We start from the raw sequence: 23,808 nt of genomic DNA, 5'->3' as shown, positions 1-23,808 counted from the left end.
TCGCTTTTCTTGTTCTTGTTCAACGCAGGCGCGGGTTCAGGGCGTCGCGCAGCCAGTCACCGAGCAGGTTCACGGACAGGGCGATCAGCACCAGCATGGCGCCGGGGAACACGGTGATCCACCATTCGCCGGAGAACAGGTAGTCGTTGCCGATGCGGATCAGCGTGCCCAGCGATGGCGAGGTGGGCGGAGCACCCACGCCCAGGAAGGACAGCGTGGCCTCGGTGATGATGGCGGTGGCAACCTGGATGGTAGCCAGCACCATCACCGGGCCCATCACGTTGGGCAGCACGTGCTTGCGCATGATGCGCAGCGAGGAGACCCCCGTGACGCGGGCGGCCTGCACGTATTCCTTGTTGCGCTCGACCAGTGTGGAGCCGCGCACGGTGCGTGCGTACTGCACCCAGCCGGTGAGCGAGATCGAGATGATGAGCACGCCGAAGGCCAGCGATTCGTGCGCATTGGGGAACAGCGCGCGGCCGACGCCTGCGATCAGCAGCGCCACCAGGATGGCGGGGAAGGACAGCATCACGTCGCACAGGCGCATGAGGACCGCGTCGATCCAGCCGCCGCGAAAGCCGGCCAGCAGGCCGAAGGCCACGCCGACCACCACGGACAGCAGCACCGAGGCGAAGCCCACCACCAGGGAGATGCGGGCGCCATAGATCAGCGCCGAGAGGATGTCGCGCCCCTGGTCATCGGTGCCAAGGGGGTATTTCATGGAGCCTTCCGCGATCCAGGCGGGCGGCAGGCGGGCGTCGCCGAGTTCCAGCGTCGCCAGGTCAAAAGGGTTGTGGGGGGCGACCCATCCTGCAAACAGGGAGCAGAACAGACAAATCAGGGCGATCACCGCCGCCACGATCGCCATGGGCGAGGTGCGGAAGCTGTAGCCAACGTCGCTGTCAAACCAGCGGGCAAGGGTTGTTTTCATTGTGGGAAACCAGTGGGCAGACAGCACGCGCGGCGCGGGTAGCAACCGGCGTGGCTGGTCTGCTGAATGTCCGTCTCTATCTATGTACTCGAAAGGCAGGTGCTTGCTTACTTGATGCTCATCCACTTGAAGGGCATGAAGTTGTCGGCCAGCTGCACCAGCGTGACCTTCTTGCTCACGCCCCAGGCCAGGGCCTGCTGGTGCAGCGGCAGCGTGCCCACGTCGGCGGCATGGATGTCGAAGGCTTCCTTGATCATGGCGTCGCGCTTGGCCTTGTCGGTCTCGGCCTGGATCTTCTTGGTCAGCTCATCCACCTTGGGGTTGCAGTACGAACCCAGGTTGAACTGGCCGGCACCCTTGTCGTCCACACAGGCCACCAGCGCATTGAGGGCGTTGTGCGAGTCGTAGGTGGCAGGCGTCCAGCCCAGCATGTAGAAGCTGGTGTCGCGGCGCAGGATCTTGGGAAAGTAGGTTCCCTTGGTCTCGGCCTGCAGGTTGATCTTGACGTTGATGCGCGAGAGGTTGGCGGCTACGGTCTGGCAGATGCGTCCGTCGTTCACGTAGCGGTCGTTGGGACAGTTCATCGATACTTCGAAGCCATTGGGGTAACCGGCTTCGGCCATCAGCTTCTTGGCGGCTTCGACGTCGTAGGGCAGGCGCTTGGCATCGGGCTGGAAGCCGTTGATGCCGGGGCCCACCAGCAGGGCCGAGGGGTTGGAGGCGCCGCGCATCACGGTGCGCTTGATGCCGTCGATGTCGATGGCCTGGTAGAAGGCCTGGCGCACGCGCTTGTCCTTGAAGGGGTTCTTGCCCTTGACGTTGGAGTACAGCAGTTCGTCGCGCTTCTGGTCCATGCCCAGGAAGATGGTGCGCAGCTCGGGGCCGGTGATGGCGCGCGTGTTGGCGCTGGTGTTGACGCGCTCGATGTCCTGCACCGGCACAGGTTCCATCACGTCCACCTCGCCCGACAGCAGGGCGGCCACGCGGGTGGCGTCGTTGCCGATGGGCGTGAAGACGACTTCGGCGGCATTGCTCTCGATCTTGCCCCAGTAGGTGCCGTTGCGCGTGAACACGGTGCGCACGTTGGGCTGGCGCTCGCGCAGGCGGAAGGGGCCCGTGCCGTTGGCCTTGAACGATGCGGCGTTCTCGATGCCCTTGCGGCGGTCCACCGGTCCCATGGCCTGGTTGGTTTCGCACCACTTCTTGCTCATCATGTACACCAGCGAGACCACGTCGGGCAGGATGGGGAACGGGGTCTTGGTCTCGATCTCGACCGTGTGGTCGTCGATCTTGCGCACTTCCTTGAAGTCGTTGGTGTAGCTCTTCATGTCCGAGCCCTCGACCTGCGTACGGCCGAAGCTGAAGACCACGTCGTCGGCCGTGAAGGGCATGCCGTCATGGAATTGCACGCCCTTGCGCAGCTCGAAGCGCCAGACGGTGGGCGAGGTCTGCTTCCAGCTGGTGGCCAGGGCCGGGGCCAGGCTCAGGTCCTTGTTGCGGCCGACCAGCGGTTCATACACGTTGCCGGTCACGCTCAGCTGCAGCGATTCGTTGAGCGAGTGCGGGTCCATGGACAGCGAATCGCCCTGGTTGGCCACGCGGATGGTCTGCGCACTGGCGACCATGCTGGACGCGGCCAGCGCGGCAAACACGGCCGTCACGGCCAATTTCTTCTGGAAGGTCATGCAGTTCTCCTGGTGGATGAAAAGTGGGTTTTAGGAGGGGTGGGTGAATGCGCCGGATGTCTGGTGCAAAAAGGTGCTCGTTGTGCGCTCAAAGCGTCGGCAGCGGCATGGCCTGCTCGATCAGGCTGGCGTGCAGCGCCGAGCCCAGGGGCAGGATGTCGTCGTTGAAGTCGTAGCGGCTGTTGTGCAGAGCGCTGCCGCTGGCACCGGTGCCCTGGCCTATGCGCAGGTAGGCGCCTGGCTTGTCCTGCAGCATGAAGGAGAAGTCCTCGGCGCCCATGCTGGGTTCCAGGTCACGCACCACATGGTCGGCACCGACCAGCGATTCGGCCACGTTGCCGGCAAAGACCGCCTCATCCTCGGAATTGATGGTGGCGGGATAGATGCGTTCATAGTGCACGGTGGCCGTGGCGCCAAAGCCCAGCGCAATCGCGCTGCACAGCTCCTTGAGGCGCTTTTCGACCATCTCCTGCACCACGGGGTTGAAAGTGCGCACGGTGCCCACCAGCGTGGCCGAGCCCGGCAGCACGCTGAAGGCGCCCAGGTCGCCGGCCTGCATGGCGCACAGGCTGACCACGGCGCCATCGAGCGGGCGCACGTTGCGCGAGACGATGGTCTGCGCCGCGGTGATGATGTGCGCAGCCACCAGCATCACGTCCACCGTCTGGTAGGCGTGCGCGCCATGGCCGCCGCGGCCCGTGATCTCGATGGTGATGCGGTCGGCCGCTGCCATCATGGCACCGGAGTTCAGGCCCACCGTGCCGGGCGCCATCGCCGGCCAGTTGTGCATGGCGAAGATGGACTGCACGGGGAAGCGCTCGAACAGTCCGTCCTCCATCATCACGCGGGCACCGGCAAAGCCCTCTTCGCCGGGCTGGAACACCAGCACCGCCGTGCCGTCGAAATTGCGCGTCTCGGCCAGGTAGCGGGCCGCCCCCACCAGCATGGCCGTGTGGCCATCGTGACCGCAGCCGTGCATCAGGCCCTGCTTGCAGGACTTCCAGGAGAAGTCGTTGTGCTCGGTGAGCGGCAGCGCATCCATGTCGGCGCGCAGGCCCACCATGGAGCCGCTGGCCGTGCTGCGCCCGCGGATCACCGCCACCAGGCCGGTGCGGCCGATGCCGTCGTGGATCTCGTCCACGCCGCACACCTTGAGCGCCTCCTTGACCCGGGCACCGGTATAGACCTCTTCGAAGCCCAGTTCAGGGTGCGCATGCAGGTCGCGGCGCAGCGCCGTGAGCTCTGGGTGGAACTGCGCGATGTGCGCGAAAGCCCGGCCGCCCGCTTTGAGTCGGCTCGCCTGCATCTCAATGCCCCCCGGCCTTGCCCACGCGCAGGCGGGGGTCGACGGCGAAGTACAAGAGGTCGACCACCAGGTTGATGACCACGAAGATCAGCGCGATCAGGCACAGGTAGGCGGCCATCACGGGGATGTCGGCGAAGGTCACGGCCTGGATGAACAAGAGGCCCATGCCCGGCCACTGGAACACGGTTTCGGTGATGATGGCGAAGGCGATCAAGCCGCCAAGCTGCAGGCCGGTGATGGTCATCACGGGCACCAGCGTGTTCTTGAGCGCATGGCCGAAGTGGATGGCGCGGTTGGACAGGCCGCGGGCACGCGCGAACTTGATGTAGTCGGTGCGCAGCACCTCCAGCATCTCGGCGCGCACCAGGCGCATGATCAGTGTGAGCTGGAAGATGGCCAGCGTCACCGCCGGCAGGATGATGTGGTGCCAGCCCTTGGCTTTGAGCAGTCCGGTGCTCCACCAGCCCAGTTGCACCACCTCGCCGCGGCCGAAGCTCGGGAACCAGCCCAGGTGCACGGCAAACACCAGGATCAGCAAAATGCCGATCAGGAAGGTGGGCAGCGAGACGCCCAGCAGCGACAGCGTCATGAACAGCTGGCTGGTGAAGGTGCCGCGCTTCAAGGCTGCATACACGCCCATGGGCACGCCCAGCACCAGGGCCAGCACGGCGGCCACCATGGCCAGCTCCAGCGTGGCAGGAAAACGTTCGGCAATCAGGCGCGAGACCTTGGCGCCCTGGCGCAGGCTCAGGCCGAATTCCCCCTGGGCCGCGTTCACAAGGAAGTGGCCGAACTGCACGAAGAAGGGTTTGTCCAGACCCAGCGCCACGCGCAGTTCACGGATCTGTTCAGGTGTTGCGTCCTGGCCGAGCAGGAAGACCACGGGATCTCCAACGTACTGGAACAGCATGAAGGAGATGAAGGCCACCGTGACCATGACGATCACGGCCTGGATCAGGCGGCGCAAAATAAAGGCAAGCATCGGAGAGTCGAGTGTGTATTCGATGGGACGCCTTGGCCACTTTTGGTGGCGCGGCGCTCATGGGGAATCGGGTCGGAAAAAACCAAGGAGAGCAAGGACCCAGAGGCCCTTGCCCTCCCTCTGCAAGGATAGATCAGTTCACCTTGACCAAACGCATGTCCACGCGGTTGTCGGCACGGTGCACCAGTTCGATGTTCTTCTTCATGGCCCAGGGGATCACCTGGTCGTACAAAGGGATGTGCGAGACGGTGTCGTTGGACAACTGCAACGCTTCGGTCAGCATGCGCGAGCGCACTGGGGCATCGGTCTCGGCCTTGATGCGGTCCACCAGATAGTCCATGCGCTGGTTGCTGTAGCGGCCCACGTTGTAGTTGCCGTCACCGCCCTGGCCCACGCTGCGCACCAGCGATTGCAGGCTGTACAGCGCATCGAAGGTCGGCACGCCCCAGCCCAGCATGTAGATGCTGGCTTCGTAGCGCTGGATCATGGGGAAGTAGGTCACCAGCGGCAGCGTGCGCAGCTTGGCCTTCACGCCGATGCGCGACCACATGGCGGTCACGGCCTGGCAGATGGCTTCGTCGTTGATGTAGCGGTTGTTGGGGCATGCGAAATCGACTTCGAAGCCATCGGGGTAGCCTGCTTCGGCCAGCAGCTTCTTGGCCGCATCCACGCTGTAGGGGAAGCGCTTGCCGACGGCTTCGGTGTAGCCGGCCACCTGGGGGGCCACGAGCGTGCCGGTGGGCTTGCCCAGGCCGCGCAGCGTGACGCGCTCCAGCGAGGCGGTATCGATGGCTTGGTACAGCGCCTTGCGCACCTTGACATCCTTGAGCGGGTTCTTGCCCTTGACGTTGGAGCCGGGCAGTTCGTCGCGGAACTGGTCCATGCCCAGGAAAATGGTCCGGTTCTCGAGACCGTCGATCACCTTCAGGTTGGAGTCCTGGCGCAGGCGGCCCAGGTCCTGTGGAGCCGGGTCGAGCACCATGTCCACCTCACCCGAGAGCAGCGCGGCAATGCGGGTCGCAGCCGACTTGATGGGGGTGTAGACGATCTCCGTCACGTTGCCGTCCATCTTGCCCCACCAGTTGGGGTTGCGCTTGAACACCATCTTCACGTCGGGCTGCCAGGAGTCCAGCGTGTAGGGGCCCGTGCCCATGGCGTTGCGGTGGGCGAAGTTCTCGTCCGTGCCCTTGATGTCCTTGGGCTCCACGGAGCGGTTCTTCTCGGCCCAGGCCTTGCTCATCATGCGCAACTCGGTCATCTGGCGCAGCAGCACGGGGTTGGGCGCCGACAGGATGACGTCGATGGTCTGGGCATCGACCTTGTTGATCTTGGTGATGCCCTGGACATAGGGCGTGAAGTTGGAGGTCTTGGCCATGGCCCGCTGCAGCGAGTACACGGCATCGTCGGCGGTGAAGGCCGAACCATCATGGAACTTGACGCCCTGGCGCAGCGTGAAACGCACCTGCGTGGGGGTCACTTCCTTCCAGGCCGTGGCAAGAACGGGCTCTACCTCGAACGTCTTGCTGTTGTAGTAGACCAGGCTTTCATACACATTGGCATGGATGCCGTTTTGCAATGCGTTGTTTTGGGAATGAATATCCCACGTGGCAATTTCGCCCTGGCTCGCCCATTTGAATGGTTTGGCATTAGCACCCGTGGCCATCAGCATGGCGGCAGCTGCGGCAATCGACAGCAGGCTGAGATTGAGTTTCATGAAACCTCTTCAACAATGTAAAAGTTTTACTATGCAGTAAATAGCGGCCATCGGCCAACGGGAAATCCCTGAATCCCGCCCTCGTGCGAGGGACTATTCCTGCCCTGGTGAGGCAGATGGACATGCAAGTAAAGTGCCAGCACCACGCCAGCCGCCTCTCCCTCGCTCCGCACGGTGGCAAGCCACGTGCAGTCTTGATTGCCCACCTGCGCACCATGGGAGTCCACAGTCCACGGTTGCCCTGCCCTGCACTCCAGCACCGATCCGAACCAATGCCACCCGCCCATGCCGGCGCCCTTCTTCTGGCAAGGATCGCACACCCATTCCTGCCGCCCATACTCCCCAGATACCCGCCGCGCGCCCCTGAAAATATCCGGCTTTTGCAACACATCCCCCCAAAAAAAGGACAAAGCGCGATAAAAATCAAATCCATGGCGAGAATAAAAAAAGCCACCCGAAGGCGGCTTTTTTTGTATTCATCCATTGATGACTGGCATATAGCCAGCCGTCAATATCAGAAGCTGTGACGGATACCCAGGTCGTAACCGCTGGAGTTGCGGTTCACGCCGGTCACCGCGTTGTTCAGAACTTGAGCAGCGCCACTCTTGTTCTTCACGGTAGCTGCTGTAGCGTACACAGCGGTGCGCTTCGACAGGTTGTGCACATAGCCCAGAGCGAACTTGTTGGTGCGTGGGTCAGCACCAGCAGTTTCGATTTCGTACGTAGAGTACGAAACGCGGATTTCGCCAGCGCCGACGGGAACCAGACCACCGATCAGCCAGCCCGTGCCTTCTGGCCCGTTCTTGACGTCATCGCGGCTCACGTGGGCCAGCAGCTTGCCGAAGCCAAAGTCGTATTGACCACCCAGGTTCCAGGACTTGATGTCGCCGGTCAGGTACTTGGTTTGCGAAGCGGCCAGAGCCACATTCACAGGACCATTGGCCCAGCCAGCGCGCAAAGCCAGGCCATTGCCATCCTTCTTGTTGGCAGCATTGCTCAGGTTTTCACCCAGGTAGTATTGCACTTGGCCATAGAAGCCGCCCAGGTTGCCTGGCAGAAAATAGCCGATGGCGTTCGAAGCACGGATGGTGGTTGGGCCACCCAGGCTGGCGTTAACGTTATTCAGCGTAGAGCCATTCAGCGTTTGGGTCGTGCCCACGCCGTTCGTGCCGAACGGATCGAACACGGTCAGGTTCCAGAATTGGGGGGTGTAGTCACGGCCCAGACGCACTTCACCGAAGCCGCCGTTCAGGCTGACCGTCGAACGACGGTTGAACACCAGGCCACCGCTATTGCTAGCGCCAGCAGCTTGGTTGTTGGTGTTGGTCGAACCGCCGCGGCCGTCGTCGTTGGTCAAGCCGGCTTCCAGCCAGAACGAAGCAGACAGGCCACCGCCCAGGTCTTCAACGCCGCGGAAACCCAGACGGCTGCTGTTGTAGCCGGAGTTCGTCAGTTGCGAGCGGTTAGCAACGCTGCCGTTGCCGTAGGCGTAGGTTGCGTCAACCACGCCGAACAGCGTCACGGACGATTGAGCCATTGCAGCGCCGGAAGCAGCCAGCACAGCCAGGGCAATCAGGGATTTTTTCATTGCGAGTTACTCCAAGGTTAAACATAGGGCGCCGGTACGGGGGGTCTAGGGATGCCTTGCACCTGCTCAGTCCCGCCGGTTCCCCGGGCCAACCTCCTGGTGGGGAAGTTGTTCTTATTGCACCAGACCCCGACCTCTTTCGCAAAGGAATTCACCCACAATCGACCCGAAAGGGAGATTTCGTTGCAGTGTTGCAACATTTCAGTGCACCCCGGCAAAATCCATCCCGCACGCACCATCGAAGTGCCTTTCGGCCACTTTCTGGCCTGCGCACACTTGTGTCTATTTGCAACACCTGTTTCCACATTCATTCTCATTCCCAGCCTGCCATGGACGCCTTCTTGACTGCTGCTGACCACGCCCTGCGCACCCTTTTTGCCACACCGCGCGCCTCGGAAGTCTCCCCCGCCACCGGTCATGCGGAGGGCTCCATGACCCCTGAGCAACGGAAATTGGCCGGCTCGCTGATGCGGGTCAACCACGTGGGCGAAGTCTGTGCGCAGGCGCTTTACACCGCCCAGGCGGCGGTCACCCGCGACGACCATCTGCGCGGCCATCTGCTGGAGGCAGCGCGCGAGGAAACCGACCACCTGGCCTGGACCCGGGAACGGCTGGACGCCCTGGGCGCCCGCCCCAGTGTGCTCAACCCCTTGTGGTTTGCCGGTGCCTTTGCCCTGGGCTTGGTGGCGGCCAAGGTCAGCGACCGGGTGAGCCTGGGCTTCGTGGCGGAGACCGAAAATCAGGTGGCGGCCCACCTAGCAGGCCATCTGGACCGACTTCCGGCCGATGACCTGGCCTCCCGCGCCGTGGTCGCGCGCATGAAGGACGACGAGGAGCGCCACGCGGCACAGGCCCTGGCCGAGGGCGCCACGCGCCTGCCGCCGCCGGTCCAGGCGCTGATGCGGGCCGCCGCCAAGGTCATGACGACCACGGCGCATAGGATTTGACTCCCCCTGAGTCGCCTTCGGCGCCATCCCCCTGAGGGAGACGCTCCCGGTGCGGCGCGGCGGCCCTTGCACGGGAGCGCTGGTGTTCGCCGCGCCAGTTTCGAAGGCAGCTGACGGTACGACGCCTGCGCGATGGCAGGGGCTCAGGCCTCGACGATCTCGAAGCCGGTGGTGATTTCGGCCGTCTTGCCCAGCATGATGCTGGCCGAGCAGTACTTTTCGTGGCTCATGGCGATCGCGCGCTCCACAGCGGCGGGGGGAATGCCCTTGCCCGTGACGGTGAATTGCATATGGATCTTGGTGAACACCTTGGGGTCTGTGTCCGCCCGCTCGGAGGTGAGCTTGACGCTGCAGCCGCGCACGTCGTGGCGCCCGCGCTTCAATATCAGCACCACGTCATAGGCGGTGCAGCCGCCCGTACCGGCCAGCACGGTCTCCATGGGCCTGGGCGCCAGATTCTGCCCTCCGTTGGCCGGGTTGGCGCTGTCGGGCGCGCCGTCCATGGTCAGGACGTGGCCGCTGCCGGTTTCTGCCACAAACCCCATTCCCGAGCGGGTTCCGGCGCCGCCGGTCCAGCTGACTGTGCATTCCATGCGTATAACTCCTCAATGTTTCATCGACAAAACGTGGCTTTTTTCACGAAATGGATGGACCACTCCAAAAAAACCGCTGAATTTTGCTGCATCGCAGCATCCTCTGCGCTAATATTCACCCATGCGTTGCCCTTTTATCGAAAAGGGACAGGTTCTGGAAACATCTCCACCACCTCCAACGCGCCGATTGTCTCCTCCATCTCCTCAAAGGATGGATTCAGCCCCGGGCTTTGCGGCCTGGGGCTTTTTTTTGCCCGGAGGAGACACCCGGCCCTGCCCCGACCGCGCGCAGGAAGACGACCCCCTATGATGTGTGCCCCCGCCTGCTCGCGAGCACGGGGGCCTTCCGTCCGTCCCCTGCCGCCATGACCCACGACCTGACCCCCGCCGATTACCTCAAGAAGATCCTCACCGCCCGTGTGTACGACGTGGCGATCGAGTCGGACCTGGAGCCTGCCCGCGACCTGAGCCGGCGCCTGAACAACCGCGTGCTGCTCAAGCGCGAAGACCAGCAGGCCGTGTTCAGCTTCAAGCTCCGGGGCGCCTACAACAAGATGGCGCATCTCACCCCCGGCCAGCTGCAGCGCGGCGTGATCTGCGCCTCGGCTGGCAACCACGCCCAGGGCGTGGCCATGAGCGCGAGCAAGCTCGGCGCCCGCGCCGTGATCGTGATGCCCACCACCACCCCCCAGGTCAAGGTGGATGCGGTGCGCACGCTGGGTGGCGAGGTGGTGCTGCACGGCGAGAGCTATTCCGACGCCTACCAGCACGCGGCTGCGCTGCAGGAAAAGGAAGGCCTGACCTTCGTCCACCCCTTCGACGACCCGGATGTGATCGCCGGCCAGGGCACGATCGCCATGGAAATCCTGCGCCAGCTGCAGCGCCTGGGCAGCAACCGGCTCGATGCCGTGTTCGTGGCCATCGGCGGTGGCGGCCTGGTCAGCGGCGTGGCCAACTACATCAAGGCCGTGCGCCCGGAGATCAAGGTCATCGGTGTGCAGATGAACGACTCGGACGCCATGGCGCAGTCCGTGCGCGCGCACCAGCGCGTGACCCTGCCCGACGTGGGCCTGTTCTCCGACGGCACGGCCGTCAAGCTGGTGGGTGAGGAGACCTTCCGCATCGCCAGCAGCCTGGTGGACGAGTTCATCACGGTGGACACCGATGCCGTGTGCGCAGCCATCAAGGACGTGTTCGTTGACACGCGCAGCATCGTCGAGCCCTCGGGCGCGCTCGCCGTGGCCGCCATCAAGCAATATGTGGAGACGCACCAGACCGAGGGCGAGACCTACGCCGCCATCCTGTGCGGCGCCAACATGAACTTCGACCGGCTGCGCTTCGTCGCCGAGCGCGCCGAAGTCGGCGAGGAACGCGAGGCCTTGCTGGCCGTGACCATCCCCGAAGAGCGCGGCAGCTTCCGTCGTTTCTGTGAGGTGGTGGGCGCCCTGCCCGGCGGCCCGCGCAACGTGACCGAATTCAACTACCGCATCAGCGACTCCGCCGAGGCCCATGTGTTCGTGGGCCTCACGGCCCAGGGCAAGGGCGAATCGCAAAAGCTCGCGCAGATCTTCACGGAGCACGGCTTCGGAGCGCTGGACCTCACGCACGACGAGATGGCCAAGGAGCACCTGCGCCACCTGGTGGGCGGGCACTCCGCGCTGGCGCAGGATGAGCGTCTGCTGCGCTTCGTGTTCCCCGAACGGCCGGGCGCGCTGCTCAAGTTCCTGAGCCTGATGCAGCCGACCTGGAACATCAGCCTGTTCCACTACCGCAACCAGGGCGCGGACTACGGCCGCATCCTGGTGGGCATGCAGGTGCCCCCCGAGGACTCGGCCACGTTCGACGCCTTCCTCTCCACGCTGGGTTATCCCCATGTGGAAGAAACGCTGAACCCGGCCTACCGCCTGTTCCTGCGCGCCAAGTAAGGCCGGCAGGCCCGCACTGCCGCCATGCAAGCCCTGCGCCACTACCTGCTGGCCGTGCAGTTCTTCACCCGCATCCCCGTCACGGGGCGGCTGGCGGACTGGGTGGGCTTCAGCCCCGCCATGCTGCGCGCCAGCGCAGCGCATCTGCCCGGTGTGGGCTGGCTTGCAGCGGCCGCGGCGGCAGGGGTGTATGCCGCCTTGTCCCTGGCCCTGGCCCCCAACCCGCTGGGCCCGGCGGTGGCCGCCGTCTTCTGCACCGTGGCCACGGTGCTGCTCACCGGGGGCTTCCATGAGGACGGACTGGCCGATGTGGCCGATGGCCTGGGCGGCAGCTACGACCGCGAACGGGCGCTGGACATCATGAAGGATTCGCGCGTCGGCGCATTCGGCGCCATGGCGCTGGTGCTGGCCCTGCTGGCCAAGGTCAGCCTGCTGGCCGCGCTCGGTGCGCACGGACTGTCCACGGCGCTGGCGGCCCTGGTGGGGGGGCATGTGCTGTCGCGCCTGTGGCCCCTGTTCATCGTGCGCCGCCTGCCGCATGTGGGCGATACCGCACGCTCCAAGAGCAAACCCCTGGCCGACCAGATCACCGGCGCGGCGCTGGCGGTGGCCGCGGCCTGGTGCGTGGTGCCGCTGGCGCTGGCCTGGTTCTGGAGCTCCACCGCCGTGGCCCTTGCGGCCTGCACGCTGAGTGCGCTGGGAGCGGCCTGGATGGCCCGCTGGTTCGCAAGGCGCCTGCAGGGCTTCACCGGCGACTGCCTGGGCGCCACGCAGCAGATCGGCGAGATCGGCTTCTACCTGGGCGCCGCGCTGGCCCTGGGGCATGGTTGAGCGCCCCGCCGCCATGGTGCAGCTCTGGCTGGTAAGGCATGCGCCGCCCCAGGTGGCGCCGGGCACCTGCTACGGCGTGTTGGACCTGCCTGCCGAAGACGCCCCCACCCTCGCCTGTGCGCAGCGCCTGGCCCAGGCTCTGCCGGGCCCGGCGCTGGTCTGGCACTCGCCACTGCAAAGGTGCGTGCAACTGGCCCGGGCCGTGCAGGCGGCCCGCCCCGACTGGCAGCCCCTGTCCGACACCCGGCTGCGCGAGATGGATTTCGGGGCTTGGGAAGGCCGCGCCTGGAGCAGCCTCGCCAAGGCCGACATCGATGCCTGGACCGCCGGCTTCGCCCACCACCGCCCGGGGGGCGGGGAGCCGCTCGCACACATGCTGGAGCGCGTGGCCCAAGCCCTGCAGGAGACGAGGACGGCGGCGCAGGCCAGCGGCCTGGCCAATGCGGTCTGGCTCACCCATGCGGGTGTGGCGCGCTGTGTGGACTGGCTGCTGCACAAGCAGGGCAAGGTTCCGCTGCAGGCCGACCAATGGCCGCTGCAGGCCCCCGCATGGGGCCGCTGGGCAACCGTGGAGCTGGACTGAAGCTCGCCCGCCATTGGCAAAATGCCAACAACCGGCAGGGTAAGGAGAAGAAAGTAGTGCAAGCGCCGGCATCCACCGGCCACCTCGCGCCGGAGTGTCAGTTCTTGCGCGGCATGTCCAGCGTCAGCATCGCCGGGCCGCCGACATCGGCACCCAGTTGCGCCTGGCGCGGGCCGAGCGCCTGCAACACCATGCCGGAATCCACGACGGTCCCCACTCGGAACGGCTTGGCCGGCTTTCCGTCCACCGCAATCAAGGCCGCACCACCGCCGCTCTGGCGCCCGGCCAGCACGCCGACCAAGGCAAACCGGCTGGCCAGCGAAGCCACCGGCGCGGCCACGGCCACCACCGCGCTGGCGGGCAAGGCACCCAGTGCACGGGCCACCGCCTGGGCGTCGGGCATCGCCGCCATGGACGCCACGGCCGGCACGGTTTGCACGACCGGCCGGTTCGACAGGCGCAGGCCCCAATAGACCACGCTGGCGCCTGCGGCAGCCCACAGCGCCAGAGTCCCCAGGCGCACGCCCCATTTGCTGTATGAATTGGTCACCATGCGGAGATTATGATTCACCTGATACGACCCTAGCGAGACCGCCTGCAGTGAACACCCTCTCTTTCCTCCAGTCTTCCCACCCAGCCCTGCACCGCGCACGCCGCAGCCTGGCACGGGGCTTCACCCTGATCGAACTGATGGTGGTGGTGGTCATCATCGGCGTGCTGGCCGCGCTGATCGTGCCCAACGTGCTCGACCGCGCCGACGACGCGCGCAGCACCGCCGCCAAGACGGACATCACCAACATCATGCAGGCGCTCAAGCTGTACCGGCTGGACAACCAGCGCTACCCCACACCCGAGCAGGGCCTGCAGGCGCTGGTGGCCAAACCCACGTCCGGGCCCATCCCCGGCAACTGGAAGCTGTACCTCGAAAAGCTCAACAATGACCCCTGGGGCCGCCCCTACCAGTACCTGAACCCCGGCATCAAGGGCGAGATCGACGTGATGTCCTTCGGTGCCGATGGTCAGTCCGGCGGCGAAGGCAAGGATGCCGATATCGGCAGCTGGCAATGACCGAAGCCCCCACGGTCGCGCACTGCGTGTCGCTCCCTGCCCCCCGAGGGGGCTGGCCTTGCTTGGGGCGGCCAGGCGCTGCGGCCAGCTGCCCTGAAGGGACACCGTGACCGTTTCAGCCACGCCCCATGGCGACCGTGGGTCGCATCGGGTCAAGTCCACAGCGAAACCGTGACGGTCCTGATCGATCCATGTGCACGATCCGCGCCACATAAGCCAATGAGACACCGTACACGTGGATTCACCATGCTCGAATTGCTGGTGGTCATCAGCATCATGGCGCTGGCGACGGCGGGGATTGCGTTGGCGCTGCGCGACAACGGGCAGACGCAGCTCGAGCGCGAGGCGGCGCGGCTGGCGGCGCTGCTGGATGCGGGGCGGGCGCAGTCGCGGGCCAGCGGGGTGCCGGTGCGCTGGCGCGGCGGGCCGCAGGGCTTCCGCTTCGAAGGGCTGCCGGCCGAGACCTTGCCGCACCAGTGGCTGGCAGAAGGCACCCAGGTGCGCGGCAATGCCATCCTGCTGCTCGGGCCCGAGCCGGTGATCGGCGCACAGCAGGTGCTGCTCACGCACCGGGACCATCCCGACCAGGCACTGCGCGTGGTGACGGACGGCCTGCGCCCGTTCACCGTGGAGTCGCTGCAATGAGGCCCTCCATGCCCAGGAGCCTGCGCGGTTTCACGCTGGTGGAGGTGCTGGTGGCCCTGAGCATCGTGGCCATTGCGCTGATGGCCGGGCTGCAGTCCACCAGTGCCCTCACGCGCAACGCCTTGCGCCAGTCCGACATCGTGCTGGCGCAGCTGTGCGCCGAGAACGAGCTGGTGCGCGTGCGCCTCTCGCGCCAGATGCCCAGCGTCGGCGACAGCACCCAGGCCTGCGAGCAGGCGGGCCGGCGCCTGGATGTGCGCCTGATCGTGCGCCCCACACCCAACCCGAGCTTTCGGCGGGTGGATGCGCAGGTGCTGGACGGCGAGAATTCCGTGCTGCGCATTTCGACCATCGTGGGGCGGTATTGAGCATGGTATCCAGGCTTGTCTCTCCCGTTCCACGCCGCGCCATGCCGCCAGGCGGTGATCGCGCGCCCCTGCCGGCGGCAGCACGCGGCTTCACGCTGATAGAGCTGCTGGTGGCGATCGCACTCATGTCCATCCTGGCCATCATGAGCTGGCGCGGCATTGATGGCATGGTGCGCGCACAGGAGCAGACGCGCCTGCGCGCCGACGGGATGCTGGTGATCCAGTCGGCCCTGTCGCAGTGGGGTGCCGACCTCGATGCCATCCTGCCGCTGGCCAACACCACGCCGATGGACTGGGACGGGCAGGTGCTGCGCATCACGCGCCGCACCACGGCCGTGCCCGATGAGGGCGCGCTGGTGGTGGCCTGGACCCGGCGCGACATGCCGGGCGTGGAGGGCGGCGGCCAGTGGGTGCGCTGGCAGTCCCCGCCGGTGCGCAACCGCAGCCAGTGGCAGGAGGCCTGGCAACTGGCCGCCCAGTGGGCCCGCACGCCCGACGAACAGGCCCGGCGCTACGAGATAGCACTGGTGCCCATCACCAATTGGCAGCTGTTCTATTTCCGCGGCGGCACCTGGTCGAATTCGCTGTCCAGTGCCGACCAGGCCACGGGCAGCCCCGCCGCCGCCATTCCCGACGGGGTGCGGCTACAGATCACGCTGCCACCAGGCCAGGCGCTGACCGGTGCCATCGTGCGCGACTGGATCAACCCGACGCTGGGCGGAGGACGCACCTGATGCACGCGCCATCCTCCATGCGGGCGCAGCGGACGCGCACCCAGCGCGGTGCAGCGCTGCTCGCAGCCATGCTCACCGTGACGCTCGTGGCCACCTTTGCAGCGGCCTCCCTGTGGCAGCAGTGGCGCGCCATCGAGGTCGAGACCGCCGAGCGCGACCGCGTGCAGGCCGCCTGGATCCTGGTGGGCGCATTGGACTGGTCGCGCCTGATCCTGCGCGAGGACGGCCGTGCCGGCGGCGCCGACCACCTGGCCGAACCCTGGGCCGTACCGCTGCAAGAGGCCCGGCTGTCCAGCTTCCTGGCCGCCGAGCGCGGCGCGGCCCAGGTGGACGATGCCAGCACCGACACCACCGATGCCTTTCTCTCGGGCCAGATCACCGATCTTCAGTCGCGCCTGAACATCACCAGCCTGGCCGAGGGCGGGCAGGTGCAAAAAGGTGCGCTGACCCAGTTCACCCGGCTCTTCGAGCGGCTGGGGCTGCCGTCCCAGGAGTTGTCCCTGCTGGTGGAGAACCTGCGCAAGGCCCAGACCCGCACGGGAACCGACGGCAGCGCCCCCCTCATGCCCCAGACGGTGTCGCAGCTGGGCTGGCTGGGGCTGTCGCCTCCGACCGTTGCGGCCCTGTTGCCGCATGTCACCATCCTGCCGGTGCGCACCCCGGTCAATCTCAACACCGCGGGCATCGATGTGGTCTGGGCCGCCATCGACGGACTGGACATGGCCGGCGCCCAGAAGCTGGTGCAGGCCCGCGAATCGAAACATTTCCGCTCCATGGCCGAAGTGGTGGAGGTGCTGGGCCGGGTTTCGTTCGACACCAACGACCTGGCCATCGCCTCGGCCTATTTCGAGGTGCGCGGCCGGCTGCGCATGGACAACACCACCGTGGACGAGCGCTCGCTGGTGCGCAAGCTCGGCCTGGAAGTGACGACGCTGTGGCGGGAACGCGGCGCCTTCGACCGGGATACTGCCGCCCCGGCGCAACAGAGCCTGCGTTGAATGCACGCAGCACAGGAGCCACCGCCTAAAATGATCCGCACTACCCGCCCATGAGCACGCTGATACTTTCCCTGCCGCCCACCCCCCCGGGGCTATCGACCCAGTACGGCTATACGCTGACGGTGGATGGGCACACCGCCCAGCGCCATGCGCTCGCCGAAGCGGCCCTGCTGCCCGAGACCGCGCGCCCGGGCGAGGTCGTGGCCGTGGTACCGATCCAGGCACTGTCCTGGCAAAAGGTACAGTTACCGCCCGGCCTGCCCCTGGGCGCCGGCCAGCAGACGCCGCGCCTGCGCTCGGTGCTCGAAGGCCTGCTCGAAGACCGGCTGCTGGACGACCCGGCCCAACTGCACTTTGCGCTGCAACCGGGCGCCCAGGCCGGCGTGCCGGTATGGGTGGCCGTGTGCGACCGGGCCTGGCTGCGCGCCCACCTGCAGGCCCTGGAAGCCGCCGGCCGGCGCGTGTCCCGCGTGGTGCCCGAGTTCGCGCCCGGCCCCACGGCCAGCGGTGGCCTCGAAGCATCGGCCCTGGGGACCGAGGACGACCCCCAGCTGATCCTGTGCGGCCTGGGTGCCGACCAGGGCATTTCGGTCCTGCCCCTGACACCCGCCACGCTGGCACTGGCCGGCCTGGCCGGCGCCGGTGGCGAGGCCCCAGCCAATCCCCTGCGTGCCGATCCGGCCGTGGCGGAACTGGCCGAACACGCACTGGGCCACCCGGTAAGCCTGCACACGGCCAGCGCCCGGGCCCTGGACGCCGCCCGCAGTGACTGGGACCTGGCCCAGTTCGAACTCTCCAGCAACAGCCGCTCGCGCGCCCTGCGCAAGGCCGGTGGCGCCCTGGGCGCGCTGCTGTACGCCCCCCAGTGGCGCGCAGCGCGCTGGGCCCTGGGCGTGCTGGTGCTGGCGCACCTGGCCGGACTGAATGTCTGGGCCTGGCAGGAGCGCCAGTCCCTGGCCGCCAAGCAGGCCGCCGTGCGCAGCACCTTCACGCAGACCTTTCCGCAGGTACAGGCCGTGGTCGCGCCGCTGGAGCAGATGGAGCGCGAGATGGCACTGCTGCGCCAGGCGTCCGGCAGCTTCTCGCCGCGCGATCTTGAACCCATGATGGCCGCGGCCGGCGGCGCATTGCCCGAGGGCCGCATCCCCACCGGCCTCGAATTCACCACCGGTGAGCTGCGCCTGCGCGGCCTGCCGCTCACCCCCCAAGAGGAACCCGTGCTCACCACCCGACTGCGGGCCGCCGGCTACACCGGCCGGCTGGACGATGGCAGCCTGGTGCTGCGTGCGGAGACCGCCCCATGAGCCGGCTCGCTCCACTGAAGGCCCAATGGCAGGGCATGGCCCCGCGCGAACAGAACTTCGTGCTGGCCGCCAGCGCACTCGTGGGCCTGGCCCTGGTGTGGTGGGTGGCCATTTCGCCGGCCCTGCAGACCTTGCGCGCAGCCCCCAAACGCCATGCCGAACTGGACACGCAGCTGCAGCGCATGCGCAGCCTGCAGGCCGAGGCCCAGCAGTTGCAGGCCATGCCGCGCAACAGCGCCGGCGACGCCACCGGAGCCTTGCGCAACGGCCTGACCCAGCGCATGGGCACGGCCGCCCAGCTCAATGTGGTCGGCGACCGTGCCACCGTGATACTCAAGGCTGCCCCCGCCGATGCCATTGCGCAGTGGCTGGCGCTGGCGCGCAGCAACGCCCGGGCCGTGCCCGTCGAAGCGCGCCTGACCCGCTCGGCAACCCCGGCCGCACCCGTGGCGGCGGCAGGCAACGCCCGCCCTGGCCCGCAAGGCCCCGCCGCGGCGCCGGCCTTGCCGGCGCCGGGTGCGGGCGCCGCGCCCTCGGGTCCACTGATGCCCCCGATTCCCGGGGCCATGCCGGCCGCGGGATCCCCTCCCGCCCTGGGCAACGCGCCCACCGGCTCCACCTCCGGCACCCCGCGCTGGGACGGCACGTTGGTGCTGGCCCTGCCTGCGCGGTGAAGCCCACGAAACGCCCCGTGTCCCCCACCCGCAGCACCCGCTCATCCCATCGCGCCACCGGCGCCGTTCCCCACTCGCCCTGGGGCTGGGCCGTGGGCGGCGCACTGGCTGGCCTGCTGCCGGCACTGCTGGTCTTTGCCCCTGCGCAATGGCTGGCTCGTGGCCTGGCCCAGGCCACGGGCGGGCAGTTGCTGCTGTCGGAAGCGCGCGGCACGGTCTGGAACGGCTCGGCCCAGCTGGTCCTGACCGGCGGCACCGCGAGCCAGGACCGCACGGCCCTGCCCGGGCGCGTGCAGTGGACCTTGCGCCCCACTTTCACCGGTGTGCAGGCACAGATGCAGGCCCCCTGCTGCACCGTGCAACCGCTGCAGGCGCGGCTGGCCCTGGGCCTTTCGCAGTTGCGCGTGACGGTGGGCGACAGCCAGAGCCGCTGGCCCGCCGCCCTGCTTTCGGGCCTGGGCACGCCGTGGAACACGCTGCAGCCGCAAGGCCAGCTGGCGCTGCAGACCCGCGGCCTGCAGGCCGCCTGGCAGGCAGGCCGCATGGTGCTGGAAGGCCAGGTGCAGCTCGATGCGCTGGACATGTCGTCGCGCCTGTCCACGCTGCGCCCCATGGGAAGCTACCGCCTGGCCGTGCAGGGCGGCGAAGTGCCCATCCTCACCTTGAGCACACTGAACGGCCACCTGCAGCTGAGTGGCACCGGCCAGTGGGTGGGCCAGCGCCTGCGCTTCGCCGGCGAGGCCAGTGCGGCGCCCGACCGCGAAGCAGCCCTGACGAATCTTCTGAACATCATCGGACGGCGCAACGGCGCGCGCTCCCTCATCAACGTGGGTTGACCCTATGACGACTTCCGCTTCCTCCTATTCGCCGCATCTGCAATTCGCCGTCACCTCGATCACCCTGGCCGCCATGCTGCTCACCAGCAGCCCTCTGGCCCTGGCGCAGACGGCGGTGGGCACGGGCACCAGCAGCGTGCGCGGCAACGAGCCCGTCACGCTGAACTTCGCCAACGCAGAGATAGAGGCCGTGGCCCGCACCATGGCGACCATCACCGGGCGCAACGTGGTGGTGGACCCGCGTGTGAAGGGCCAGCTCACGCTGATCACCGAGCGCGCCGTACCTCCTTCGGCCGCCTTCCAGCAGTTCCTTGCAGCCCTGCGCCTGCAGGGCTTCACGGTGGTGGAGTCGGCGGGCCTGTACAAGGTGGTGCCCGAGGCCGATGCCAAGCTGCAGGGCGGCAGCGTGGGGGTGAGCGAGTCGGGCTCGGCACGCGGCACGCCCGGCGGCGGGCAGATCGTGACGCAGATCTTCAAGCTCAACTACGAGAACGCGGGCAATCTGGTGCCAGTGCTGCGCCCGCTGATCAGCCCCAACAACACCATCAACGTGAACCCCGGCAACAACTCGCTGGTGATCACCGACTACGCCGACAACCTGCAGCGGCTGGGCCGCATCATCGCAGCGATGGACGTCTCCAACGCCAGCGATGTGGAGATCATCCCGCTGCGCAATGCCCTGGCGGTCGACCTTGCACCCCTGGTGGCACGCCTCATCGATGGCGGCAGCGGCGCCGCACCCGCTGCCGCCCAGGGCCAGGCAGACACCTCGTTCAAGACCACGCTGCTGGCCGAGCCGCGCAGCAATTCGCTGATCCTGCGTGCCGCCAACCCCGCGCGCGTGGCCATGGTGCGTGCGCTCGTGGACAAGCTCGACCAGCCGCCGGTGCCGGGCAGCAGCGCGTCCATGGGCAACATCCATGTGGTCTACCTCAAGAACGCCGATGCCACCAAGCTCGCCACCACCCTGCGCGCGGCCATGGCCAGCATGGGCGGCAATTCGACCGGCGGCGCCAACGCCAGCACGCCAGCGATTTCCAGCGCTCCCTCGTCGCCCTCGCTCTCGGGTGGCGGCAACAGCGGTGGCCTGAGCGGCAGCTCCGGCAGCAACAGCAGCAACAGCCTCGGCGGGCTGGGCAGCAGCTCCGGCATGGGTGCCGGCTCGGGCATGGGCAGCAGCAACAGCAACCAGCCCTCCACTGGCGGCCTGATCCAGGCCGACCCGACCACCAACTCGCTGATCATCACCGCGCCCGAACCGCTGTTCCGACAGTTGCGCGCCGTGATCGACAAGCTCGATGGCCGCCGCGCCCAGGTGCTGGTGGAGAGCCTGATCGTCGAGGTCTCTGCCAGCAAGCTCGCGGAATTCGGCATCCAGTGGCAAGGCGCCCTGGGCAAACAGGGAGACGGCACCGTCGGTGTCATCGGCACCAACTCCACCCAGGGTGGAGGCATCAACATCCTGAACGCTGCCGCCAACGTGGCCGCCGGCAACTACACCGGCCTGCTCCCCACAGGCAACGGGGGCGGTCTGAGCAACGGGCTGAACATCGCGCTGGCGCCGCGCATCAACGGCCAGTACTACCTGGGTGCCTTGGCCAACTTCCTGCAGAACAGCGGTGACGCCAATGTGCTGTCCACCCCCAACCTGATGACGCTGGACAACGAGGAGGCGCGCATCGTGATCGGCAACAACGTGCCCTTCCCGACCGGCTCATACGCGAACACCGGTGGCAGCAACACGGTGAACCCCTTCACCACCGTGGAGCGCAAGGACGTGGGCCTGATGCTCAAGGTGCGCCCGCAGATCAGCGAGAACGGCACGGTGAAGATGGCGATCTACCAGGAAGTCTCCAAGATCAATGAAAACACCCTGAGCGCCGTGAACGGTCCGACCACCAGCAAGCGCTCCATCGAGTCGAATGTGGTGGTGGACGATGGCAGCATCATCGTGCTGGGCGGCCTGCTCGAGGACAGCTATTCGCAGGGCGAGGACAAGGTGCCGGTGATGGGCGATTTGCCGGTGGTGGGCGGCCTGTTCCGCAGCGAGAAGCGCCAGCGCAACAAGACCAACCTGATGGTCTTCCTGCGCCCCGTGGTGGTGCGCGATGCGGCCACCAGCGACGCCCTGATGGTGGACCGATACGACGCGATCCGCGGCCTGCAGCAGGTCACGCAGCCCGCGTCGAGCCTGCCGTTGCGGTCGGTATCGGGCGCCCCCGTGTTGCCGGAGCTGCCCCAGCACCTCGACCCGGCCACGCGTGTGCAACCCGCCGCCACCCCTCCAAGCCCCATGCAGGACCTCACGGCCCCCGGCGCCCCTACGCCCCGCCTGACGCCTTCGGGCGTGCCCATCAGCGAAGCACCCGTGCGCGCTGGAGCCACCCCCGTTGCGGCGGCTGCAGCCGCCGCATCCACCTACTATGTGCGCGCCGGCTTGTTCGGCGACGATGCCGCCTCGCGCGCTGCACTGGACAAGCTGCGCACCTCAGCCCTGCCCATCGCCGAGCAGCCGGTGGAAACCAACCAGGGCCCGCGCACCAGCGTGCGTGTGGGCCCGTACCACAACGAGGCCTCGGCCGAAGCGGCCGCCGCCCTGGTGCGCCAACTGGCCCCGGGCGCCACGGTGACGCGCCAGACGCTCTGAGAATCCCATGCGCCACCCCCTGCCCTACGCATTTGCCCGCACCTCCCAGTTGCTGCTGGAAGACGATGGCCAGCAACTCGTGCTGTGGCACGGCCCTGCGCCCGACGTGACCGCGCTGTCGGAAGTGATGCGCAAGCACAAGGTCCGCCACCTGCAATCGCTGGAGGCGCCAGCCCTGGCCCAGCGCATCAGTGCCGCCTATGCCCAGGGCGAGTCGAGCGCGGCCACCGTGGTGAGCGAGGTCGAATCCGACGCGGACCTGTCCCGCATGATGCAGGATCTGCCCGCCGTAGAGGACCTGCTGGAAACGGCTGACGACGCGCCCATCATCCGCATGCTCAACGCCCTGCTCACGCAGGCCGCGCGCGACGGTGCGAGCGACATCCACATCGAGCCCTACGAACGGCATTCGAGCGTGCGCTTTCGCGTGGATGGCTCGCTGCGCGAAGTGGTGCAGCCCAACCGCGCCCTGCACGCTGCCCTGATCTCGCGCCTGAAGATCATGGCCGACCTCGACATCTCGGAAAAGCGCCTGCCGCAGGACGGGCGCATCAGCCTTCGCCTGGGCACGCGCGCCATCGACGTGCGCGTCTCCACCCTGCCCAGCGCCCACGGCGAGCGCGCCGTGCTGCGCCTGCTGGACAAGAGCGAGAGCAAGCTCAGCCTGGAGGCCGTGGGCATGCAGGGCGAGACGCTGCAGCGCTTCGAGGGCCTGATCGCGCAGCCGCACGGCATCATCCTCGTGACCGGCCCCACGGGCTCGGGCAAGACGACCACGCTGTACGCCGCGCTGGGCCGGCTCGATGCCACGCGCAACAACATCATGACGGTGGAAGACCCCATCGAATACGAGCTACCGGGCGTGGGCCAGACCCAGGTCAACAGCAAGATCGAGCTGACGTTTGCCAAGGCCCTGCGCGCCATCCTGCGCCAGGACCCGGACATCATCATGATCGGCGAAATCCGCGACTTCGAGACCGCGCAGATCGCCATCCAGGCCTCCCTCACCGGCCACCTGGTGCTGGCCACGCTGCACACCAACGATGCGGCCAGCGCCGTCACGCGCCTGACCGACATGGGCGTGGAGCCCTTCCTGCTGTCGTCCTCGCTGCTCGGCGTGCTGGCGCAGCGCCTGGTGCGCAAGTACTGCAGCCACTGCCATGGCGCCGGCTGCGAGCATTGCAGCCAGACCGGCTACACGGGCCGCACCGGCGTGTTCGAGCTCCTGGTGACCAACGATGCCATCCGCGCCCAGATCCACAACCAGGCCGCCGAGGCCGACATCCGTACGGCGGCCCTGGCAGGCGGCATGGCGCTGATGCGCGAGGATGGCGAGCGCCTGATCGCGGCGGGCATCACCAGCCGCGAGGAAGTGCTGCGGGTGACGCGCGACTAGGGCCCCTGGGTGCCGCAAACCAAAGGGCCGCGCAAGCGGCCCTTTTCCATGGC

The 23,808-nt window shown here is 67.2% G+C and carries 22 protein-coding genes; 14 read left to right on the top strand and 8 right to left on the bottom strand.

Annotated elements, in window-relative coordinates; translation table 11 throughout:
• Positions 1–19: 19 nt before the first annotated feature.
• From AC07X5_RS06310 to AC07X5_RS06285, 6 genes are all read right to left on the bottom strand, one after another.
• Positions 20–931, bottom strand: coding sequence for an ABC transporter permease (locus tag AC07X5_RS06310; protein ID WP_007856606.1), 912 nt, complete (start codon positions 929–931; stop codon positions 20–22).
• A gap of 107 nt (positions 932–1,038) precedes the next feature.
• Positions 1,039–2,616 carry an ABC transporter substrate-binding protein gene (locus AC07X5_RS06305; protein WP_494769427.1) on the bottom strand — a complete coding sequence of 526 codons (1,578 nt, stop codon included), beginning with the start codon at positions 2,614–2,616 and terminating at the stop codon, positions 1,039–1,041.
• Positions 2,617–2,704: 88 nt separating this feature from the next.
• On the bottom strand, positions 2,705–3,922 hold the full coding sequence (locus AC07X5_RS06300) for a M20 aminoacylase family protein (protein ID WP_409961138.1): 1,218 nt from the start codon (positions 3,920–3,922) through the stop codon (positions 2,705–2,707).
• Position 3,923: 1 nt separating this feature from the next.
• Positions 3,924–4,904: an ABC transporter permease gene (locus AC07X5_RS06295; protein WP_184859566.1), complete on the bottom strand. Its 981-nt coding sequence runs from the start codon at positions 4,902–4,904 to the stop codon at positions 3,924–3,926.
• A gap of 133 nt (positions 4,905–5,037) precedes the next feature.
• Positions 5,038–6,618 carry an ABC transporter substrate-binding protein gene (locus AC07X5_RS06290; RefSeq protein ID WP_409961136.1) on the bottom strand — a complete coding sequence of 527 codons (1,581 nt, stop codon included), beginning with the start codon at positions 6,616–6,618 and terminating at the stop codon, positions 5,038–5,040.
• 514 nt (positions 6,619–7,132) lie between these two features.
• Positions 7,133–8,206, bottom strand: coding sequence for a porin (locus tag AC07X5_RS06285; RefSeq protein WP_494769426.1), 1,074 nt, complete (start codon positions 8,204–8,206; stop codon positions 7,133–7,135).
• A 329-nt stretch (positions 8,207–8,535) separates the two neighbouring features.
• Between AC07X5_RS06285 and coq7 the strand changes: the two genes are divergently transcribed.
• Positions 8,536–9,153: a 2-polyprenyl-3-methyl-6-methoxy-1,4-benzoquinone monooxygenase gene (gene coq7, locus AC07X5_RS06280; RefSeq protein ID WP_409955119.1), complete on the top strand. Its 618-nt coding sequence runs from the start codon at positions 8,536–8,538 to the stop codon at positions 9,151–9,153.
• Between the two features lie 143 nt (positions 9,154–9,296).
• Here the strand turns inward: coq7 and AC07X5_RS06275 are convergent, their stop codons facing one another.
• Complete coding sequence (locus tag AC07X5_RS06275) at positions 9,297–9,746, bottom strand: OsmC family protein (RefSeq protein ID WP_409955117.1); 450 nt, start codon at positions 9,744–9,746, stop codon at positions 9,297–9,299.
• 365 nt (positions 9,747–10,111) lie between these two features.
• Here AC07X5_RS06275 and ilvA point away from each other — a divergent pair, with 365 nt between their 5' ends.
• Genes ilvA through AC07X5_RS06260 form a run of 3 tightly spaced genes read left to right on the top strand, consistent with a single transcriptional unit; the run spans position 10,112 to position 13,085 of the window.
• On the top strand, positions 10,112–11,671 hold the full coding sequence (ilvA, locus tag AC07X5_RS06270) for a threonine ammonia-lyase, biosynthetic (RefSeq protein WP_494769425.1): 1,560 nt from the start codon (positions 10,112–10,114) through the stop codon (positions 11,669–11,671).
• Positions 11,672–11,695: 24 nt separating this feature from the next.
• Positions 11,696–12,502, top strand: coding sequence for an adenosylcobinamide-GDP ribazoletransferase (locus tag AC07X5_RS06265; protein ID WP_494769424.1), 807 nt, complete (start codon positions 11,696–11,698; stop codon positions 12,500–12,502).
• Positions 12,495–13,085, top strand: coding sequence for a histidine phosphatase family protein (locus tag AC07X5_RS06260; protein WP_494769423.1), 591 nt, complete (start codon positions 12,495–12,497; stop codon positions 13,083–13,085). The genes AC07X5_RS06265 and AC07X5_RS06260 overlap by 8 nt, the downstream gene beginning before the upstream one ends.
• A gap of 97 nt (positions 13,086–13,182) precedes the next feature.
• Here the strand turns inward: AC07X5_RS06260 and AC07X5_RS06255 are convergent, their stop codons facing one another.
• Positions 13,183–13,638: a type II secretion system protein N gene (locus AC07X5_RS06255; RefSeq protein WP_494769422.1), complete on the bottom strand. Its 456-nt coding sequence runs from the start codon at positions 13,636–13,638 to the stop codon at positions 13,183–13,185.
• A gap of 137 nt (positions 13,639–13,775) precedes the next feature.
• Here AC07X5_RS06255 and gspG point away from each other — a divergent pair, with 137 nt between their 5' ends.
• The 10 genes from gspG (at position 13,776) to AC07X5_RS06205 (ending at position 23,755) form a co-directional block, all read left to right on the top strand.
• On the top strand, positions 13,776–14,153 hold the full coding sequence (gspG, locus tag AC07X5_RS06250) for a type II secretion system major pseudopilin GspG (RefSeq protein WP_494769477.1): 378 nt from the start codon (positions 13,776–13,778) through the stop codon (positions 14,151–14,153).
• 219 nt (positions 14,154–14,372) lie between these two features.
• Complete coding sequence (locus AC07X5_RS06245; protein ID WP_494769421.1) at positions 14,373–14,798, top strand: prepilin-type N-terminal cleavage/methylation domain-containing protein; 426 nt, start codon at positions 14,373–14,375, stop codon at positions 14,796–14,798.
• Between the two features lie 8 nt (positions 14,799–14,806).
• Positions 14,807–15,166: a type II secretion system minor pseudopilin GspI gene (gene gspI, locus AC07X5_RS06240; RefSeq protein WP_494769420.1), complete on the top strand. Its 360-nt coding sequence runs from the start codon at positions 14,807–14,809 to the stop codon at positions 15,164–15,166.
• 41 nt (positions 15,167–15,207) lie between these two features.
• Positions 15,208–15,900 (top strand): prepilin-type N-terminal cleavage/methylation domain-containing protein, encoded by a 693-nt coding sequence (locus AC07X5_RS06235; RefSeq protein ID WP_494769476.1) that lies wholly within the window; start codon positions 15,208–15,210, stop codon positions 15,898–15,900.
• The gene (gene gspK, locus AC07X5_RS06230) at positions 15,900–16,898 is read left to right on the top strand and encodes a type II secretion system minor pseudopilin GspK (protein WP_494769419.1); all 999 of its coding nucleotides are present in this window, start codon (positions 15,900–15,902) and stop codon (positions 16,896–16,898) included. Before AC07X5_RS06235 ends, gspK begins: the two co-directional genes overlap by 1 nt.
• A gap of 50 nt (positions 16,899–16,948) precedes the next feature.
• Positions 16,949–18,202, top strand: a complete 1,254-nt coding sequence (gene gspL, locus AC07X5_RS06225) for a type II secretion system protein GspL (RefSeq protein ID WP_494769418.1) — start codon at positions 16,949–16,951, stop codon at positions 18,200–18,202.
• Positions 18,199–18,876, top strand: coding sequence for a type II secretion system protein M (locus tag AC07X5_RS06220; protein WP_409957860.1), 678 nt, complete (start codon positions 18,199–18,201; stop codon positions 18,874–18,876). The genes gspL and AC07X5_RS06220 overlap by 4 nt, the downstream gene beginning before the upstream one ends.
• A gap of 17 nt (positions 18,877–18,893) precedes the next feature.
• Positions 18,894–19,712 carry a type II secretion system protein N gene (gene gspN / locus AC07X5_RS06215; RefSeq protein WP_494769417.1) on the top strand — a complete coding sequence of 273 codons (819 nt, stop codon included), beginning with the start codon at positions 18,894–18,896 and terminating at the stop codon, positions 19,710–19,712.
• A gap of 4 nt (positions 19,713–19,716) precedes the next feature.
• Complete coding sequence (gene gspD / locus AC07X5_RS06210) at positions 19,717–22,359, top strand: type II secretion system secretin GspD (RefSeq protein WP_494769416.1); 2,643 nt, start codon at positions 19,717–19,719, stop codon at positions 22,357–22,359.
• A gap of 7 nt (positions 22,360–22,366) precedes the next feature.
• The gene (locus tag AC07X5_RS06205) at positions 22,367–23,755 is read left to right on the top strand and encodes a GspE/PulE family protein (RefSeq protein ID WP_494769415.1); all 1,389 of its coding nucleotides are present in this window, start codon (positions 22,367–22,369) and stop codon (positions 23,753–23,755) included.
• Positions 23,756–23,808 lie beyond the last annotated feature (53 nt).

It is taken from the genome of Acidovorax sp. GW458-11-26-14-TSB4 (genome assembly GCF_059423865.1).
The sequence above is the reverse complement of the archived record's forward strand: the minus strand, read 5'-3'. Positions and strand labels throughout refer to the sequence as shown.